17 protein-coding genes and 1 pseudogene are annotated in these 16,513 nt (G+C 62.7%); 7 read left to right on the forward strand and 11 right to left on the reverse strand.

Annotated features, from left to right (window positions below; translation table 11 throughout):
• Positions 1-35: 35 nt before the first annotated feature.
• The 4 genes from IB230_RS14915 to IB230_RS14930 all read right to left on the reverse strand — a co-directional run bounded on the left by IB230_RS14915 (position 36) and on the right by IB230_RS14930 (position 3,329).
• A complete protein-coding gene (locus IB230_RS14915; protein WP_192273579.1) occupies positions 36-752 on the reverse strand; it encodes a hypothetical protein in 717 nt (238 codons plus the stop codon).
• Positions 749-2,260, reverse strand: a complete 1,512-nt coding sequence (locus tag IB230_RS14920) for a hypothetical protein (RefSeq protein ID WP_192273580.1) — start codon at positions 2,258-2,260, stop codon at positions 749-751. Before IB230_RS14920 ends, IB230_RS14915 begins: the two co-directional genes overlap by 4 nt.
• 164 nt (positions 2,261-2,424) lie before the next feature.
• Positions 2,425-2,802: a hypothetical protein gene (locus tag IB230_RS14925; protein WP_192273581.1), complete on the reverse strand. Its 378-nt coding sequence runs from the start codon at positions 2,800-2,802 to the stop codon at positions 2,425-2,427.
• The gene (locus IB230_RS14930; RefSeq protein WP_192273582.1) at positions 2,799-3,329 is read right to left on the reverse strand and encodes a sigma-70 family RNA polymerase sigma factor; all 531 of its coding nucleotides are present in this window, start codon (positions 3,327-3,329) and stop codon (positions 2,799-2,801) included. The genes IB230_RS14925 and IB230_RS14930 overlap by 4 nt, the downstream gene beginning before the upstream one ends.
• 155 nt (positions 3,330-3,484) lie before the next feature.
• Here IB230_RS14930 and IB230_RS14935 point away from each other — a divergent pair, with 155 nt between their 5' ends.
• Complete coding sequence (locus IB230_RS14935) at positions 3,485-3,868, forward strand: DUF6249 domain-containing protein (protein WP_192273583.1); 384 nt, start codon at positions 3,485-3,487, stop codon at positions 3,866-3,868.
• Between the two features lie 272 nt (positions 3,869-4,140).
• Here the strand turns inward: IB230_RS14935 and IB230_RS14940 are convergent, their stop codons facing one another.
• The 4 genes from IB230_RS14940 to IB230_RS14960 all read right to left on the reverse strand — a co-directional run bounded on the left by IB230_RS14940 (position 4,141) and on the right by IB230_RS14960 (position 9,395).
• Entirely contained in the window at positions 4,141-6,330 is a 2,190-nt protein-coding gene (locus IB230_RS14940) for a hypothetical protein (RefSeq protein ID WP_192273584.1), read from the reverse strand.
• Positions 6,331-6,832: 502 nt separating this feature from the next.
• Positions 6,833-7,678 carry an endonuclease gene (locus IB230_RS14950; protein WP_192273586.1) on the reverse strand — a complete coding sequence of 282 codons (846 nt, stop codon included), beginning with the start codon at positions 7,676-7,678 and terminating at the stop codon, positions 6,833-6,835.
• Between the two features lie 6 nt (positions 7,679-7,684).
• Entirely contained in the window at positions 7,685-8,932 is a 1,248-nt protein-coding gene (locus IB230_RS14955) for a Y-family DNA polymerase (RefSeq protein WP_192273587.1), read from the reverse strand.
• Positions 8,916-9,395: a S24 family peptidase gene (locus IB230_RS14960; protein ID WP_192273588.1), complete on the reverse strand. Its 480-nt coding sequence runs from the start codon at positions 9,393-9,395 to the stop codon at positions 8,916-8,918. The genes IB230_RS14955 and IB230_RS14960 overlap by 17 nt, the downstream gene beginning before the upstream one ends.
• Before the next feature lie 244 nt (positions 9,396-9,639).
• Between IB230_RS14960 and IB230_RS14965 the strand changes: the two genes are divergently transcribed.
• The 5 genes and pseudogenes from IB230_RS14965 (at position 9,640) to IB230_RS14985 (ending at position 12,093) form a co-directional block, all read left to right on the forward strand.
• On the forward strand, positions 9,640-9,945 hold the full coding sequence (locus tag IB230_RS14965; protein WP_192273589.1) for a hypothetical protein: 306 nt from the start codon (positions 9,640-9,642) through the stop codon (positions 9,943-9,945).
• An 8-nt stretch (positions 9,946-9,953) separates the two neighbouring features.
• Positions 9,954-10,553, forward strand: a pseudogene (locus IB230_RS14970) (DNA-3-methyladenine glycosylase).
• Between the two features lie 434 nt (positions 10,554-10,987).
• Entirely contained in the window at positions 10,988-11,209 is a 222-nt protein-coding gene (locus IB230_RS14975; protein ID WP_192273590.1) for a hypothetical protein, read from the forward strand.
• An 88-nt stretch (positions 11,210-11,297) separates the two neighbouring features.
• Entirely contained in the window at positions 11,298-11,657 is a 360-nt protein-coding gene (locus tag IB230_RS14980) for a hypothetical protein (protein ID WP_192273591.1), read from the forward strand.
• A 7-nt stretch (positions 11,658-11,664) separates the two neighbouring features.
• Positions 11,665-12,093 carry a hypothetical protein gene (locus IB230_RS14985; protein WP_192273592.1) on the forward strand — a complete coding sequence of 143 codons (429 nt, stop codon included), beginning with the start codon at positions 11,665-11,667 and terminating at the stop codon, positions 12,091-12,093.
• Positions 12,094-12,421: 328 nt separating this feature from the next.
• Here IB230_RS14985 and IB230_RS14990 read toward each other — a convergent pair whose 3' ends face one another.
• Positions 12,422-13,045 (reverse strand): hypothetical protein, encoded by a 624-nt coding sequence (locus IB230_RS14990; RefSeq protein WP_192273593.1) that lies wholly within the window; start codon positions 13,043-13,045, stop codon positions 12,422-12,424.
• Between the two features lie 444 nt (positions 13,046-13,489).
• Between IB230_RS14990 and IB230_RS14995 the strand changes: the two genes are divergently transcribed.
• Positions 13,490-14,272, forward strand: a complete 783-nt coding sequence (locus IB230_RS14995) for a MipA/OmpV family protein (protein WP_192273594.1) — start codon at positions 13,490-13,492, stop codon at positions 14,270-14,272.
• A gap of 147 nt (positions 14,273-14,419) precedes the next feature.
• On the opposite strand, the gene IB230_RS15000 is transcribed toward IB230_RS14995, so the two are convergent.
• Together IB230_RS15000 and IB230_RS15005 are read right to left on the reverse strand one after the other, a co-directional pair.
• The gene (locus IB230_RS15000; RefSeq protein ID WP_192273595.1) at positions 14,420-15,670 is read right to left on the reverse strand and encodes a GAF domain-containing sensor histidine kinase; all 1,251 of its coding nucleotides are present in this window, start codon (positions 15,668-15,670) and stop codon (positions 14,420-14,422) included.
• A gap of 278 nt (positions 15,671-15,948) precedes the next feature.
• Positions 15,949-16,452, reverse strand: a complete 504-nt coding sequence (locus tag IB230_RS15005; RefSeq protein WP_192273596.1) for a hemerythrin domain-containing protein — start codon at positions 16,450-16,452, stop codon at positions 15,949-15,951.
• Between the last annotated feature and the right edge of the window lie 61 nt (positions 16,453-16,513).

Consider the following 16,513-nt stretch of genomic DNA (forward strand, 5'->3'; position numbering starts at 1 on the left):
ACATCATCTCCTCGAGAGCAACACCATTGCCGAATTCAGAACCCAGTGGCAGCCGCTTCGTCGCAGCTCATTCGCAGGAACTTCGCGGCGTACTCGACGCGGTCGGCCAGTTCGGAATCGCCCGGTACGAAGGAAAGAATGTTCGTTGGAAAGGCCTGACCCTTTGCCCGCACGTCGATGCGACTGCCGTCGTTGCTCCGTACGACCTGCGCCTGCCGCCAGTCGATGAAGTGGGGGCCGGCGAATTTCTTGAAGTCTTCCGTGTAGTTCCACGACTCATTCTTCAGCACCGTCACCGAGGTCAGGAACCCGGGCTCCTCCCATGACGTGCTGTTGTGTTCGAAGGCGCTCGCCGGCATCTGCACGCCGTCGATGCGGGTCGTGCAGACATCGGCGGCGCCCTGGGCGTCGCCGTAGGATAGGTCGGGCACCGGGAACTCGCCCAGCGATTTCTCCACCGTGTCGGTGCTCTTCTCTTCCTTGATCGAAAGCTTGATGCGGCTGATCTCCACCGTGTGGGTGCCGGTGACGTGGTTGGGGCGGCCCAGCGCATCGACGAACGTGGCGCGGGCGAAGCCTTGCTTGGCCATGGCCGCGAGAAACGCCTGCGCCCCCTCAGCCGTCTGCGCGGACTGGGCCAGGGCGACCGGCGATATCGACAGCGACACAGTGGAAAGCGCCAAGCCAAGCACGAGGGCGGCTCTGATCATGGATCGTCTCGATGGGGAAGAGAAGTCGGCGCGCGGCGTCACAGCGACACCGACACGTCTTCACGGAAGCGAGGTCGCACGCCCTGCAAGGTCTGCTCGTCGCTACTGGTCTGGTTCCAGACGTAGTTGAAGTTGCCATCGCTTGTGATCTCACGGCCACTGGCGCGGCAGCGGGCGATAAAGGCGTCCTTCAACGCGTAGACCGCCGCACGCGCCTGCTCGCCCGATCCCTGCGGGAGGAAACCTGGCGCACCCCATCCTGGCGGTCCCGGCCGGGTGATGACGTTGGAGTAGCAGGTGGGATTGACGGTATCGCCCGGCTTGTTGAGCAGGCCGATGGTCAGGATGAACCGCAGCGGCTTGACCGCTGCGGTGGCGGACGCGGTGCCCGACGACCCCGTCGTGGGCGCGGTCGTCTGCTGCTGCGCGCGCACCTGCTGCAGGCGTTGCCGTTCGGCCGCTGCCTGCGCGGCGAGTTCGCGGTCGCGTGCCGCGGCCTGGGCCTGCCGCGCCTGCGCGGCCGCGTCGGGCACCGCGGGCGCGGCCGGTGACGGGGCCTGCGCGTACTGCGTCTGGCGCGCGCGCTCGGCTTCCGCGCGCCGGCGTTGTTCTTCGCGCTCGCGGCGTTGGGCGGCGGCCGCCTGCTGGCGCTGGATGTCTTGAATGAAGGCATCCTGCGCTTCGCGCTCGGCCTGGTTTTTGGCCATCTCGTTGCCGAGCGTGGTCAGGAACACCTCGGCCAGGTTCGGTGCGGGTGCGGACGGCTCCTCGTCCTCCCAGGCTTCCTCCTCGACGGTGGCCATCTGCTCCATCTGCTGGCGCAGCTGTTCGGCCGCCGCCTGCTCCTGGCTCAACGCCTGCGCACGCCGCGCCTTGTCGCTCTGCATGCGCTCGCGCAGCCTCGCCAAGTCGGCCTCGGACAGGGTGCGCGGGCCCGACTTTGGCGCCGGTGGCGGGGAAGCGGACGGTGGAGCCGGCGTCGCGGTGGGTGATCGTGCGGCGACCGTGCCCGCTGTCATGACATCGGCGGGTAACGACGCGGCCGGTGGCGGCACGACCACCGAGCGCTCCGTGGAGACCGGCGCCGATGCCGTCTGCGCGAGTGGCCCGTAGGTCCGCGTGCCGGTGACCTTCACCACCTGGCGGGCGTCATCGATCTTGACCGACTCCGCCACCACTCGGCCGTCTCTCAGCGACAGCCGCATCGGCGTCTTGAACGGGCCGCGCCGCAGCCACAGCACCGAGCCGTCCGCGGCGACATACCCGTCGTAGGTGTACAACGCGCCGCTTTCCTGGACCAGTTGGCCCGGCTGTTCGCCCAGCCGTATGACGCTGGTCGAGCCGGCGTCCGACTGCCTCAGCGTGCCGTCGGCCTCCCAAGCCCACGCGACGGCGCCCTGTTCCCCTTTCCAAGTCTTGCCCGCGACCTCGGCATACACGCCCCACGCCGCCGGATTGGCCGGTGCCTCCGCCGCCGCGCCCTGCGCGATGGCCACGATCCACAGCACAGCGGCCAGCCAGGGCCGGACCGCCTTCTTCGCTAACGACATGGCTCTCCCCAGAGCATCCCAACCCGCGAAGCTTAGCAACTGCGCGATGAGCATCGATAGCGCTCAGGTAGGTCGACGCAAAGGCGTCTCTCCGGGGCGATCCCGGCCCGATATCTGGGCATGTCTCCTTTGGGTCGGAAGCAGTCGTCGATTGAAACCCAGCGTCACCGCCCCGCGGTACCACCCTCCCACGAGTGGGCCCGTCGACGCACGAAGGTGCTGGCGGTCATGAGAGAGAACGCCGTCACCAGTATCGACAGCGCGACCCAGTGGAGCTGAAGGGTCGATGCCTTCGCGGATAGGCCGGCCAGCCATGTCTGAAGCGCCTGCACCGGGCCGTCCCCTGCGATGCCGACGCTGCCGGCAACCAGGCAGGCGACCAGCGCCACCCATCCCGGCAATGCCTGCCTCCAAGGAAAAGCGAGTGGCGGCAGGGTCCGCGTCTCCCGCTCGATGGCCCACATGACCGATGCGGTGAACGCCGGCGAGGGTGCGATCCCGATCTCGCTGGCCAGAATGCGGTCGATATCGTCGGGACTCATATCCGGTTCCTCAGTTTCGATGCCAGCAGATCGCGGCCACGCGAGAGTCGAGCCTTCACCGTGCCTTCGGGCAACCCGAGGCTGTGGGCCGTTGCGGCGACATCCTGCTCATGGAAGTAGAACAGAACCATGGGTTCGCGGTACTTCGGCGGCAGGGACTGCACGGCACGCTTTACCAGCGCACGGCGGTCGGTATCGACGGCGCCCTCCTCAACCGATCCTGCTGCGGCTGCCTCGACGTCGATAGGCACGGTCTCGGGCGAGGCCCGGCGTAGTTCATCGCGATAGACATTGGTTGCCAGGGCGAATAACCAGGTCGAGAAGGTGGCGTCGCGCCGCCATGTACTCAGTCGACGGAAGACGCGCAGGAACGCCTCCTGCGCCATGTCCTCGGCGCGCGCATGATCGCGGCAGAAGCGGTACGCCAGGTTCACCATCGGTCCTTGCCAACGCGCAACGAGCACGGCGAAGGCGGCGGTGTCGCCTGCCAGCACCCGGTCAACGGTCGCCTCGTCTTCTCCACTCATGCTCATCCCTGCTCCTCTCACCTCTTGGACGGAGGGAGCGGATCGGCGGTTGCGTTTTCTTCGCTGCCGGGCCGAGTCAAGAAAATGCAACCGGCCGGGCCGGACCGCCGTCTGACGGACCACACATTCGGCAATCCCAGGAACGGAGGATTCTCATGGCGGCACTCTGGATGATCGCAATCATTGTCACGGCCAGCCTAGCGTTCGTTTCAGTCGTCATCTGGCTCGAAAACCGCCGCAAGGAACGGGAAGCGCATTATCGCAACGAGATGGCGCACCGCATCGCAGAGGCGAAAGACCCGGAGCCCCTACTCGCCTACGTGCGGGAGATCGAACGGATCGACGCCGGCAGGAGCCGGACGAAGGCGCGGACCGCCGGCCTCATCGTCCTTGCCGTCGGCCTGGCGATGGCGATCTTCTTCTACTGGGCGACGCCGGGGACTGCCACCTTCCTCGTGGGTCTGATCCCTTGCTTGGTGGGCGCAGCCTTGCTGCTGCTATCCGAGGTCGTCATGCGCCCCCGTCCGCGGACCGATTGATGTCTTTTGCCGGCCTGCAGGTGGGTGTGGAGCCCTCCCATCCAGACCGACCGCAGGCCGGCGCTCCAATGGATGATCTATCGCCACAAGCCATGTCCGCTGTCGGCCGCGGATTCATATGATCGATGCAACACACGGAGAGCTGCATAGGCAGTGGGAGTGTTGCAGATGAAGCACAGGAAGAGGATCTACTACACCAATACCCAGAAGGCGCTGATGTGGGATCGCTGGCAGCAGGGCGAGTCCCTGCACCCGCTGCGCCGCGCGACCGACTACTCGCTCTCCGTCAGCAGGGCCGGGCGAGCGTCGTACCAGTCGCGCGCACCGACGATGTGCATCTTTCGCTGTCCGTCATGCAGCTCCATGCCCATCCCGAGCAAGCCCCAGCGTGCGTAGAGGTCGCCCGCTGACGCGCCGGCGGCAATGCGCATGCGCGCCTTCAGGTCGAAGCGTTTGTTGCTGGCTTCGACGCGGTCCAGCACGATCTCGCCGCCGCGGATGCGCAGATCGCCAGTGGCCCGTGCTTGGCCAGCATCGACCAGGTTGCCTACCCATCCGGGGAAAGCGTCGCGCTCTGCGAACAGGCCCAGCAGCACGCTGGCGTCGCGCATCTCCACTTGGCCGCAGCCGGCAACTTTGAACGGTTCCTGCCAGTCGATCTCCCCTTGCGTTAGCCGCATGCGCGCCCACCAGCCGGCATCGGCGCCGGACGATTCCAACCGCACGCCGTCCAGGCGCACCGCCATTTCGTCGAGGGCATAGCGACGCCCGCCCTTCGCAACCCGCGACAGACGGCTGTCCAAGACTAGGTTGCCGCCCAAGCGCGACGGACCCAGCACAAAGCGCACGTCCTGGCCGCGCATTTGCATGCGTCCACCGAGCATCTCGCCGGCATGGTCCAGGTGGATGTCGGCGCTGGCGCTGGCGCTGCCACCGAGCAGTTGCGCGCTCTGGGTGGGCAGGTAGCGGTTGTAGCTGCGCAGGTCCGGCACCTGCGCGTCGTCGAAATGCAGGTGTGCATCCAGGTTCTCGTGGAACTGGGCCAGCGGACCGGTGGACACCAGATCCAAGCGCAGGTCACGGCCGCGCAGGTCGATGCTCTCCGGAGCCACGATGGGAGCTAAGGTGAATTGCTGCATCACAATCGCGATGGTGGTGTGCCGTGAGGCGTCGTCCTCGCCACGCATGCGCAGGCGTGCCCGGGCCTGCCCACTGAACCGGTTGTCGAGGACGCGCGCCTGCAGCTGCGCATCCTCCACGTCGACGCGGCTGCTCGCCTGCATTGCGCCGGCGTCCAGAGACACGTCGGCATCCAGGTTGGCGCGGCCGTTGAGCTCCAGCCACGGGATGTCGTCCAGGAACACGTCGATCCAGCGCAGCGGCATCGCCGGCCAGCGGGTGCGCACGGTGCCACCCAACGCGCGCAGCGGCCGCAGCCAGTCGTCTGGGCCAAGGCGCCGATCGTCCACGCGCAGGTCGGCCGCCAGCCAAGGCGCGCCCTCGGAGGTGGGCGGTATCCGTGCCGCCAACGTGATCGCTTCGCGCCGAGTGCGCAGGGCCACGCCCAGCGGATGCCGCACTGCCTCCCCGTCGAGGCCGCGCGAGAAGACCGGCGCCGACCAGTCCAGCCAGCTGTCCGGCATCAGCGCGCCGCGACTCAGGGTCAGGTCGGCTCGCAAACGGCCAGCGGAGGCGCGGGCACCCAGCGGTAATGCCTGGCCGTGGTGGGCGACCAGGTCGATGCCCGGCGCCGGGCCGTCCACCCGCATGCGTGCGTGCATGAGTCCCACTTTCTCGGCCCCCTGCGCGCGCTCGCGCGTGTGCAGGGGCAGCGAGATCTCCAAGTCCAGCCGCCCGTCGCGCATCAGCTCGACCTCGCCCACCTCCAGGATCGCATCGGGCATATGCAGGGTAGACGGGCCCACTTCCATCGCCCCGCCCTGCAGCCGCTTGCGGAAGACAAAGCGCGCCTGCCCATGCCCGCGTACGCGGGCATCGTAGAAATCCATGCGCAGCAGGCTGGGGGTGGTGATCGCGTCGAAACTCAGCTCCCACGGCGGCTTGCCCGGACGTTTGATGGTGGGTTTATCCTCGGCCACGCGCTGCACGTGCACCGAGACGTCCGCGGCACGGATAGTGCCGAAACCCACTTCGCGCCACAGCAGCGGTACCAGCTTAATCCGTCCGTCGGCACGGGGACTGGCGACAAACCAGCGGTTGGTACGTGCATGGCCGCCCAGGACCACGCCGTGGGCATGGATGTGTCCCGGGTAGGCACTAAGTGCCCAGTCCCAGCGTGCCTGGAATCGATCCGGCTTGCGGTTGATGACCTGCTCGCCAATGGACGTGTTGAGGAACACATTGGCGGCCAGCAGGTACAACAGGTACAGCATCAGAAGCACAAAGCCAGCGCGGCGCAACGGACGGCGGTGGCTGGCGCACCACGAGTTGAAGGATTCCATGGACATGCGCCAAGTATTGCCGAGCCGCCGTGAGGATGGCCTGCAAAAGGGCGTTCGCACGGCGATCACCCCTCTTTGCGGTGCAGGCGACGGGGATGGGCATGTGGACGCCGCTAGTGGATACGTAACCTCCCCGCCCGAAACCCCTGTCTCCGCTCAGTAAAGGGCTTGGTTCGCGAGGCTGCGTCCGACCCGCGCCTCGGACCATGGCTCTCGGACTGGATCATTACCCTGCATTTCGGTTCAGTGTGGGGCCTACCCATGAAACTATTCGTCAGCGCAAGCGGAGTCATCATTCGCATACTGAGTTTGACCAGCGTTGTCGTTTGGTGGCGAGAGGCGCACGGTCGGAGACGAAGGCTGGAAGGTTCAAGCTGGGAGGAGCTCGCCGATATGTGTATCTGGCTATCGGCCAGAAGCAGACATCGCCCCAGCCTGAGATTCTCTTCAGTGGCTCAGTAACGGGAGGCCGGAGCGCCCTTTTTGTCATCGGAAAGTAGCGCTAGAGCTCCCAAAGCTTGAAGTCGCTTTGTAGGATTGGCTTTGCAAGGATGTAGTAGTCGTCTCTGTCGAACTCGCAATCTGCGATTTTCAGCTTCCGCGCTTCCCTAAGCGATCCAGCGCTGCCGCAGTAGCGCCAGTGATCGATCACGTGGAGCTGTCGCCCGCCGTCATCGCGCTCTTCAATTGCGACTCGTCCGGGGTATGGCCACTTTGCTACTTCGATGGAGGCAAGTGCTCCCCTAAGACGCAGGTCGTGGGCCAGTCCGTCCTCCTTGCCGCAGCAAACACCCGCGCAGCGGCCGGTCGCATGCCGGAAGCAGGGCCTTCCGCGTACGGTTCGCTCGATCCCAATGCGCGCATAACACAGGCCGTGTTCGTCGGCCAACGTGCGCAGCGCCTCGACTGCTCGCACCTTGCTTCCGAACAACCCGTACAGGCTTTCGCGTACTCGAAAGTCTGGTTCATTCGAGTAGACGAATCTAACGCCAGCTAGGTCGAGGGCGATCGAACAGAGTCGCTGCAGTCGACGCAGCTTCTTGTTGTACAAAGGTTGAAGCGCTTTGATCTGCTGCGCTTCAAGCAGCTGCGCCCCGATGTCCCCCGCCGTTCGCACATGGGTGATCGTTCTGGTCTGCATCAGCATCCGTGCCTCTTCTGGAGTGCGCAGATGGTTCAACACACGCGTGCGGATATTGACGCTCTTGCCAATGTAGAGAGGCACGGACTGCCCTTCCCCATGGAAGTAATAGACGCCGGCGGCCCGAGGGAGATCTTCAGTCTGCGACTGCAAATGAGCCGGATACTCGTAGGGAAAGCGCGGGCGTTCTTGCGATCTGAACAACATGGCGGGCTAGCAAGTAGCGCGAGGCAGGTCACGCACGGAAGTCGTGTAGCAAGGAGACAGCATCTGTTGCCGCATGCCCCACGCGGGTTTGGGCTTCCAACCACTGGCGCCGAGGCCTGCCACTCCGCGTCCAAACTTGCGATTGATCTGATCGAGGGTGGCCATGAGGCGGTCGTCCCCCACCGCGGCAGGCGAGAACAGGTCGCCCTGCAGTTCTGACGGCCTGGCCAGGTCAGTCAGAGTGACACCGGCTTTCTTGTAGCCATAGTCCGGGCGGAGCAGACCCGTCATCAATCTACGAACGGTGCCCAGAACCACGCGGGAGTCAGAGGTGGCTGCAGGCAGGCTGATCATGCGAGTGGGGCTGTGCTGCTTGAGTTCGGGACGGAACGCGTCCGTGTGGGCAAACACCCCGACCGCCGAGGCGACCAGACCGCGGCGCCTGAGCTTCTCGCACGCTCGCACGGCGAACGTCGCCACGGCTTGAGCTACCGCGTCGTGGTCCTCCACACGCTCGGCGAAGGAGCGGCTGACCAGGATCTGCTGTCGATCGGGCTCCACCTCTTCCAAATCCATGCAAGTCTGACCTTGCAGCTCCCGTTGAGTACGCGTCATTACGATGCCGAAGCGCTGCAAGATTAGATCGGTGGGCGCATCCCGCAGCTGCGCTGCCGAGAAGATCCCTAGGCTCGCCAGCTTCTCTGACCAGCGCTTGCCCACGCCCCACACGTCACCGACAGGAAAGTTCTGCAGTGCTATTTCCTGTTGTTGCCTGGACGCGAGGGTGACCACGCCCTGACCGCTCTTGGCCAGCTTGTTGGCAAGTTTAGCCAACGTCTTGGTAGGCGCGATGCCAATGCAATTGGGGATACCCGTCCAACGATGGATACGCTCGCGTAGGTCGCGGCAGAAGCCTTCGCGATCCCGGATCCCCGACATGTCCAGAAAGGACTCATCAATCGAGTAAACCTCGACCCGCGGCGAGGCATCGCGCAGGATCGAGACCACGCGCGCACTCATGTCGCCATATAGCGTGAAGTTGGCCGAGCGCACGACCAGCTGACGGCGCATCGCAGGCTCCACCAAGTGAATGGGGTGGCCCATACGAATCCCTAAGGCCTTGGCCTCTGCACTGCGGGCGATGGCGCAGCCATCGTTATTGCTCAGCACCACCACCGGCTTGTGGCGAATGGACGGGTCGAATACACGCTCACAGCTTGCGTAGAAATTGTTGCCATCAACCAGAGCGAACACGGTTTCGCCCTCGATTAATCTGACGGGCCACGCTCACCACGGCGAAGACCTCGGCCTCCGTACAAGGCGCCAGAATGATGGGGGGGAAATGTGGATTGCGGCTGTGCAGTTCGATGTGGTCGCTGCAAACCTTGAGCACCTTGCAGGCGGGCTGGTTGCCCTCCCACGTCGCAATCACCAGATCGCCGTCGATCGGGGTCACCGAGCGATCAACGACCAGCAGGTCCCCATCGCAAATACCCGCATGGAGCATGGACCATCCCTCCGCGCGGTAGAGGAACGTGGCCAGCGGATTCCGCACCAGCATGTCGTTCAGGTCGATCGAGTCGTCCTGAAAGTCTTCGGCGGGAGATGGAAAGCCGGCGCGTGCGGCCGCGGCGCCCAGCGGAAGGGCCAGCTGGGGAGGATCAATAGCCGCAGGGCCAATCAGATGGGTAAAGGTTTCGTGAGCGGGGTTCAGCATGGTCGGCATCCTCTAGCGCCCCCGTCGCACGGTGCGAGACCGGGCGAAGAAGCCTAGACCTGCGGCCGCCGCTCTCGCTATTAGTATTTCGCTGAACGCGCCCAACCCATTGATCAAGGTTCTACGATCTTGCGCGTGGAACGATTTCTCACACTTGGACATGCCGTTTCACGCGCAGACAGCAGATTTACACAACGTCCACACCGCGCTTCCTAGCGTGCTCACGCATGTCAGGAGGTGCCCCATGGCCGGCTACGAGCGCTTGCCCGAAGAATTCAGTTGGCGGGACGACGGACATCGTCACACGTTGTCTCTGGCCGAGGTCCCGCTGGCGCATGTGGAGCCCACCGGCAGCGGCTGGGTCGTGCGGACGCTGGTGCATCAGATCGAACCCGCAGGGGAGCCACCCTCAAGGATCTCGGTGCCCTCCCTGCATCATGGCAAGGCGTGGCTGACCCGATGGGCCCAGTGTCGCAGACCGAAGCTCATGCGCGCGGTGACGCAGCGCCTTGCGCAGGCGGACACCGCCGAGGTTCCGGCGCTGCACTAGGGCGGACCATGAAGTCGACGCTCCCTAGGGGCTTCTACCGTCGAGACCCCCGGCTTGTCGCCCCGGATCTACTAAACAAGCTGATCGTGGTTGCCGACGGACGGGCGGGCAGAATCGTGGAGGTCGAGGCGTACTGCGGCGCAGATGATCCGGCGGCCCACACCTACCGAGGGCGCACGCAGCGCAATGCCACCATGTTTGGCGAGGCTGGGCATCTGTATGTCTACTTTAGCTATGGCATCCACTGGTGCGCCAATACGGTGTGCGGCGAAGTGGGCGAAGGCGTAGGGGTTCTACTGCGCGCGATCGAGCCCGTCCAGCGCCTGGACGTTATCCGTACCGCGCGGGGAGAGCCACGCCGGGAGGCAGACATAGGGAATGGTCCGGGCAAGCTGGCGCAAGCCCTGGGCATCACCTGAGCGTTGAACGGCGCAGATTTGGTCAATAACGAGCTTGGAATCACCATTGTCGATGATGGGGTTCCCCCGCCGGCAACACCCGTCGCAACGCCACGCATCGGCATTTCAAAAGCGCGCGAGCATCCATGGCGCTGGCACGTGCATGGAAATGCCTACGTGTCTCGAGTCCGGCAGCAAGCGGCTAAATAGTTCATGAAGGGCAAGCAGGACACCCGTCATCATTGACGTGGCATCGACGGCCGATGCGTAACTTACGTTCTCCCAGCCACTACACGGAGGTCCGATGCGATGCCTTTCAGCTCTAAGCTCCCGCTTGACTTCCTCTGGCGAGAAGACGATGGCCATCCGACGCTGTACTTGGATGCTCACGCGGTAGCGCGTATTCGCCCGGTCGGCAACGGGTGGATTGTAGAGACGCTTCTCGAGGCGTCCGGTCTGAATCGCCAGCAGGTCGCGATTCGTGGGGTGGAGTACGGTCGCGGTTGGGCTCACCGATGGGTACGGCAGCGCTTGCGGCTGGTCGCAAACGCCTGCCACCGCCCCGATCTGGCGCCTCCGATCGTCCATGGTCCCATACGACGTACCTACCGCTGGCAGTTGCCTAGCTGGGCCAAGGCCGGCTGATGACAACGGTTTGGTCGGACGATGCCTGGGCTGCCTTCAAGTACGAGGCACGCTCGCTCCATGCCTACGGTCTGCGCGGCGATGCGCTCTGGAAACGACTCGATCAGGCGATGACCGAGCTTTATACCTCGGCGGAGCCGATGGACCAAGCACAGGTCTATGAGGACGCGATGCGTCATCTCGTCGCCTGCGGCTATCTCCCGACATCGATGGCCCCCTAGCGTCACCAAGTCGTCAAGGCTACCCCTCATTCTTGTTGCCGTTGTTCGCCCGCACCACCTGCGGGCCCATTACTCGTAGGACGCAGTCATGTCATTCGCCACTCAAGACGGCTTTCATTGGCGAGAAAGCCCCCATCAAGCTGATCTGTTCCACATCAATCCACATCGAAAGGCATATACCTACTTCTACGAAGATCTGCCGATCGCCCGCATTGAGCCATCAGGTCGCGGTCTGATCGCGCGATTCAGCTCATCACTGTTGGACACGCCCGGTCGACCCGTGGCAGTGTCCAGCGTGCCCAGGGGCAAGATCTTCGTTGAGAACTGGATCCGGCCCCGCCAAACGGCCGTCATCGCCGCTTGTCGGCAGGCGCAGATTGCCGATCAGATCGACATGGCGAGCATGCTTAGTGGGCCGTCACGGCCCGAGAACTCCGCCAGCCTATAGTCGCTCCATGCTCACGCGCGAAGAAATTGCCGCCCGCCTAGATGAAGCCGAGAATGCCATTCGCGATGGCCAGGTAGGCAGCAACCCGCACGAGTTCATCGAAACTTTATGGGCACAGGTGCAGGGGCAGACACCGCCTGACCTGCGGATTGAAGTCCATGATCGACTCTTGGAATTGACCGGATTGCTGGGGATCCGCAGCGGCTCGCTGGCGCAGGAAAGGTTGGGCAGTCCGCGGTGGGACATGTTCCTGGCCGCGCTTGAAGACCTTCCCGACGCAACGCAAGATGACTCCGCCTTCTGGCGTGCCGTGGAAGATGTGAAGGCTCCACTGCTCGAGGGATGTACCGAAGAGTGTAGTGCCGAGATCGAAGCCGCTGTCCAAGCCGAATTGAACAAGCGTGGGTTGGCGACACTGGGCGACTTCGAGCCTTAATCTCTGACGGGCTGCCTCCTGCCTCAACGGACACTCCCCTCTCGACTCGCATATAGGTATTCTTGCGCTGATTCCGATCGAGGGGCGGCCAAGCCATGAAGCGACTTGCCGCACGCCGAGAATCACAGGCGTCCGTTTGAGCAGGTGCTGGGCACCTTCTGCATGCCAACCATAATCTGCCATCAAAGTCCGCACCCCACGCCCAAAGGAATCCAATCATCAGACAGGCCGCGTCCGGCAGATGACGTTTGGACGATTGGGTACGACGTACAAGAATCCGATCGGAAGGGGCGAATGAGCTGACTGTCAGGCGTCGCTTACCCCTTACTCAATGCTTTTGGCGACCCAGCATCTCATCGCGGCTTTGTTCCGCTCGCGATGCTCCGATGGCCGTTTCAACTTTCTTGACCTCCTCAGGCGGGGGCAAGACGGCAGGCATGCCAAGCGACTGAATCCACAGTTCCCGACACCAGCCCATCGTGTGATAGAGGTGGTGATCCTCGTCACTTTCGACAGCTTTGTAGGCTGGTTCCAGCACCTTCGCCAGAGCGCCTCCCTGCTCGACAACTTTGCCGATTAGCTCCCAGTTTTGGTGATCTTTGGTTTCGGCCAGTACCACACATTCAGCAGCCACCAGTTCGGCCGCTTCGGGAGCGTCGTTCTTCATCGCCATCTCAATGGCCTTGACCAAGGAGGAGCCTAGATGCGCAACAACTTTTCGTCCGGGTGATTGTTCCTCCGTGTCCATCTCCAACTGCTCGAACACTCGGGTCAATACCTGCTCATGGGTGCGGGTCTCTTCCAGATACTCGCCCCATTCCTTCTTGAGGTCCTCGTTGACGGCTGCCTTTACCGCGGCCGTGTAGATCTGGATGCCGCCGCGCTCAGTCTCGAGTGCCTGGAGCAGGAGTTCGTGAACTTGTTCGGTCTTTACTTTTGAGGAACGGGCCATGCGGGTGAATCCTATGCTGGGTTTAAGCCTCTAATTACGCCGCCACGCGAGAAGCCGATGTGACAGCGGCGTCGGTGACGCCTTCACAAAGCACACCCGGGTGCGTTCCTGCTAGCGCCATGATCACCCTTGTGACCCTAGACAAGGTCGATCTGCTCGACCTCGTGGGTGGCGGAGGTTTGGGGCGGCCGCGTTGAAAGTCGCTGTCCAATTTCTCAAACTGCGTTCCTGCTTTGATTGGGTCTAGGCGCCCACGATCTATGCCAATGACAACCTCGCCCATTGGCAGGGCCATCTGCAGATCTACTGGGCGCGTGCACGCGGCGTGAGTAGCAGTGAAAGGCCGCTTACATACTTCGTCCTGTTTGAATCCACCTCCATCACGCGTGCGTAGAGCACGTGCCTACAGTAGGTAGGCGCTATCCGTACTGATGGGAGAGGCACATGCAGATCAAACTTCTTGGCGCCGCCTTGCTGATGGCGGTAGGGCCCGCGTTTGCGGCAGGTCCCGAACAGGGAAGATTCTCGATGTCGGTGTTCGGCGGCGTCGACAGGCCGGTCAGCGGGGACGTCCACACCGGCGCGGTGGCACCGGTGCCGGATCTCGGTCCCTTGAACCCCGCGCTGGCGGGCGTCAGCGCGGAGTTGCGCATTCGTTCCGGTAGCCATGAGCAGATCTACGGCACCGCCAATTCATGGGGCCTGGAACTGGGCTACGGACTGAGCGACCGGAGCGAAGTGTTCCTCCAGGCGAGGGAGACCAGCGCCGATGATGGTCGCGCGCGAGTCGGTGCCGCGTACGTGCCGGCGCTCGACACCGAGCTCGACGTCTTCGGAAGGTTCTCGGGCTATGACGCGTACGCGTGGGAGGCTGGGTACCGGCACTTCTTCCGCGACGGCAGCCGGGTCAGACCATTCGTCGCGGCGCGACTGGGTGCGACCGAAACCGATGTCATCAGGGCCATCTTCGAGATTCCCGATGCCGCGATCACGATCCCGAATGCGCCGTTCTACGAGAAGGACTGGGCACTGAGTGGTGGTCTTGAGGCCGGCGCGCAGATCTCGTTTACCGAGCGCTTCAGTATGAAGCTCACCGCAGGGGTGAACTACATCGACGATCTTTCGGACGACGACTCAGCGATCGCCGGGCTCGGCTTGGCTGCCATCAACGACACTGGTAGCCGCATCTCAGTGCCGATTTCCATAATGGGCCGCTGGGACTTCTGAGAACGTTCGACGGCGGGCGCAGCAACGTGCCCGCTGCCAAGGCCTGACGTCAGCAACCAGGACCAGGCTGTCGTCATCGGTGTCCGCTACCGGCCAGAAGCGGACATGCCGCCTGGCGCCTAATACGTTCATTCATTCAGCGATGATCTATCTCTGAATCAGAGGCTCGAGAGGCATCTGAAATTCGAAGATCGTGCCGCTGTCTTCAGCGGACGTGACATGTAAGGTGCCGTCGTGCGCGATGGCGATCTGGGATGCGATGTACAAGCCAAGACCCAAACCCTCTTCGGGTCGAGCGGCCCCCTGGCGATCGAATGGTTCGAATATGCGTCCAATCTTGGTTGGCGGAATCGCCCCGCGATTGGCGACACTGAGACGGAGCACGCCGTCTTCCGTGCTACTGATGACTTGTATGACTGACTCCGGGCTCCCATGGATCACCGCATTGATAAGCAAGTTGCTCAACAGCTGGGAAATTCGATACTGATCGCACAAGACCCTCTCCGTAATGTCAGTCGATGAGGTGAATGTGCGCTCAGGATGTGCCTGCCTGATCTCGTCGATTACCGCATCCAGGCTACGTGCGAGATCTTCGTTCACTTCCTTGCGCACGAGCATTCCCCCGCCTAGACGCCCGCGCGCAAAGTCCATGGTGACTTCAATGAGCTCGTGTATGCGCGCCGCACTTTGCTTGACATGACCAACAAGCTTGAGCTGCTTCTTGTCCAGCTTGCTTGTCCCGATGATCTCGGCCGCCATGGTTATTGACTGCAATGGGTTGCGGAGATCATGAGCCAGGACAGCAATGAACTCTTCGCGGAGTTTTGCTACCCCGTTGGCAAGCAATAGGCTGTTTTCCGACTCGTCGAGATCTAGTCTTGACTGCGCGAGCGACATCTCGCGTGACGTTGCCTCCGAACTCGCGCGTGTCCGATCATCCTCACTGTCGACATGCAAGCTGTACAGGTTGGCAAGCCTCTGCATGGATTCCACCTCTTTCAAAGAGATGAGGCGAGGATCCGGATCGAAGGCGCATAGCGTTCCGAATAGCGTGCCATCGCGAGTGACCAAAGGCACGGCCACATAACTCCGAAAGCCCATAGTCGCGGGAATGTAGTCATGATCCAGACTTGCGCCTTTCTCCGCATCGGAAATGCAGATGGGAGTGCGCGTATCTTTTACCTTCTTGCATAAAGTAAGTCCGGCATCGAGTCGGGTCCCCTTCCGGATGCCGTAACCGGCTTGATCAATAGCGTCGAGCGCGATCCAGCTTTCGCGTGTGACGCGAGCGGCCACCGCGCACCGCATCCCGGTAATGACTGCAACAAGCTCCAGGATGTCGCGACTTCCCGTAGAGGAAGTCACGACAGACCCGTCAACCACTGCCTCGCTATGCATGCTCTTCCCCTTGGACTACGAGGAAGGTGCGCTACTTAAGGATCACTGTCCAATCACAGGCCAAGCGAAACTGAATCATTGAGCTTTGTGCGCAACAAAGAGGGCGCGTCTGACTCGATCCGGGCCTTCCAAAAGATCAGAAAGGCGAATCGAAGCCGTGGCCTATTCACTCGGACTTATCGACGCTCGACTGGCGCCGCAGCTTGACAGAGAGAGACATATGAATGGCGAAGACCCTCCTTGCTGCTCTACGTGCATCGGCTTGCAAGCCGGCTCCCTCACGCTACAGGTTCGGGGCTCGGCTGTTTCAATGCATTTGCAAGCGCGGCAGCCGCATCCGGCGAACCCTTCCATTGATCATACTCCTCGTCCATGACGGCCAACTCTTCCTTGGAAAACAGCTTCCTGGCCATCTTGAACATCGTGACTTCCTCTTCCTTGGCATGGTGATCAACAAACTCGCCCAGCACCTTGGCGGACCCCGCGAACTCGACCGAGCCGGTGTCTTTCGTCTTCAGATCCGGCAGCACCGCAAGTTCAACCGCACGATGCTCCTGCAATGCTTCCGCGTGCGACTTGAGACCTTCCCTATCTGCTCGCGCTTTGAATGCCGGGTAGAACACGAGCTCTTCCCACTTGGCATGTGGGATCAAACCGCTCTCGATCTCGTTAAGAATGTGGCCGCGTGACTTCTTCGCCCGATCAGTGGTCTTTTCCATATCAGCGAATAGCTGGCGAAGTTCATCGTGCTCGCTCTTCAACGTTTTGAGGATGTCGCGCATCTGGCTAGTTTCCTGTTGATGGGTAAGCAGCATGCGCCTATCGGGTGAGCGCGGGGTGACG

It is taken from the genome of Pseudoxanthomonas sp. PXM01 (assembly GCF_014851815.1).
GTDB lineage: Bacteria > Pseudomonadota > Gammaproteobacteria > Xanthomonadales > Xanthomonadaceae > Pseudoxanthomonas_A.

Bases quoted from the DNA above. Each gene is read 5' to 3' on its own strand.
- IB230_RS14965 (WP_192273589.1), top strand. From the start codon at position 9,640: ATGGCCGGCTACGAGCGCTTGCCCGAAGAATTCAGTTGGCGGGACGAC.
- IB230_RS14990 (WP_192273593.1), bottom strand. From the start codon at position 13,045: ATGGCCCGTTCCTCAAAAGTAAAGACCGAACAAGTTCACGAACTCCTG.
- IB230_RS14935 (WP_192273583.1), top strand. From the start codon at position 3,485: ATGGCGGCACTCTGGATGATCGCAATCATTGTCACGGCCAGCCTAGCG.
- IB230_RS14995 (WP_192273594.1), top strand. From the start codon at position 13,490: ATGCAGATCAAACTTCTTGGCGCCGCCTTGCTGATGGCGGTAGGGCCC.
- IB230_RS14925 (WP_192273581.1), bottom strand. From the start codon at position 2,802: ATGAGTCCCGACGATATCGACCGCATTCTGGCCAGCGAGATCGGGATC.
- IB230_RS15005 (WP_192273596.1), bottom strand. From the start codon at position 16,452: ATGCGCGACATCCTCAAAACGTTGAAGAGCGAGCACGATGAACTTCGC.
- IB230_RS14960 (WP_192273588.1), bottom strand. From the start codon at position 9,395: ATGCTGAACCCCGCTCACGAAACCTTTACCCATCTGATTGGCCCTGCG.
- IB230_RS15000 (WP_192273595.1), bottom strand. From the start codon at position 15,670: ATGCATAGCGAGGCAGTGGTTGACGGGTCTGTCGTGACTTCCTCTACG.
- IB230_RS14940 (WP_192273584.1), bottom strand. From the start codon at position 6,330: ATGGAATCCTTCAACTCGTGGTGCGCCAGCCACCGCCGTCCGTTGCGC.
- IB230_RS14985 (WP_192273592.1), top strand. From the start codon at position 11,665: ATGCTCACGCGCGAAGAAATTGCCGCCCGCCTAGATGAAGCCGAGAAT.
- IB230_RS14950 (WP_192273586.1), bottom strand. From the start codon at position 7,678: ATGTTGTTCAGATCGCAAGAACGCCCGCGCTTTCCCTACGAGTATCCG.
- IB230_RS14920 (WP_192273580.1), bottom strand. From the start codon at position 2,260: ATGTCGTTAGCGAAGAAGGCGGTCCGGCCCTGGCTGGCCGCTGTGCTG.
- IB230_RS14975 (WP_192273590.1), top strand. From the start codon at position 10,988: ATGACAACGGTTTGGTCGGACGATGCCTGGGCTGCCTTCAAGTACGAG.
- IB230_RS14980 (WP_192273591.1), top strand. From the start codon at position 11,298: ATGTCATTCGCCACTCAAGACGGCTTTCATTGGCGAGAAAGCCCCCAT.
- IB230_RS14930 (WP_192273582.1), bottom strand. From the start codon at position 3,329: ATGAGTGGAGAAGACGAGGCGACCGTTGACCGGGTGCTGGCAGGCGAC.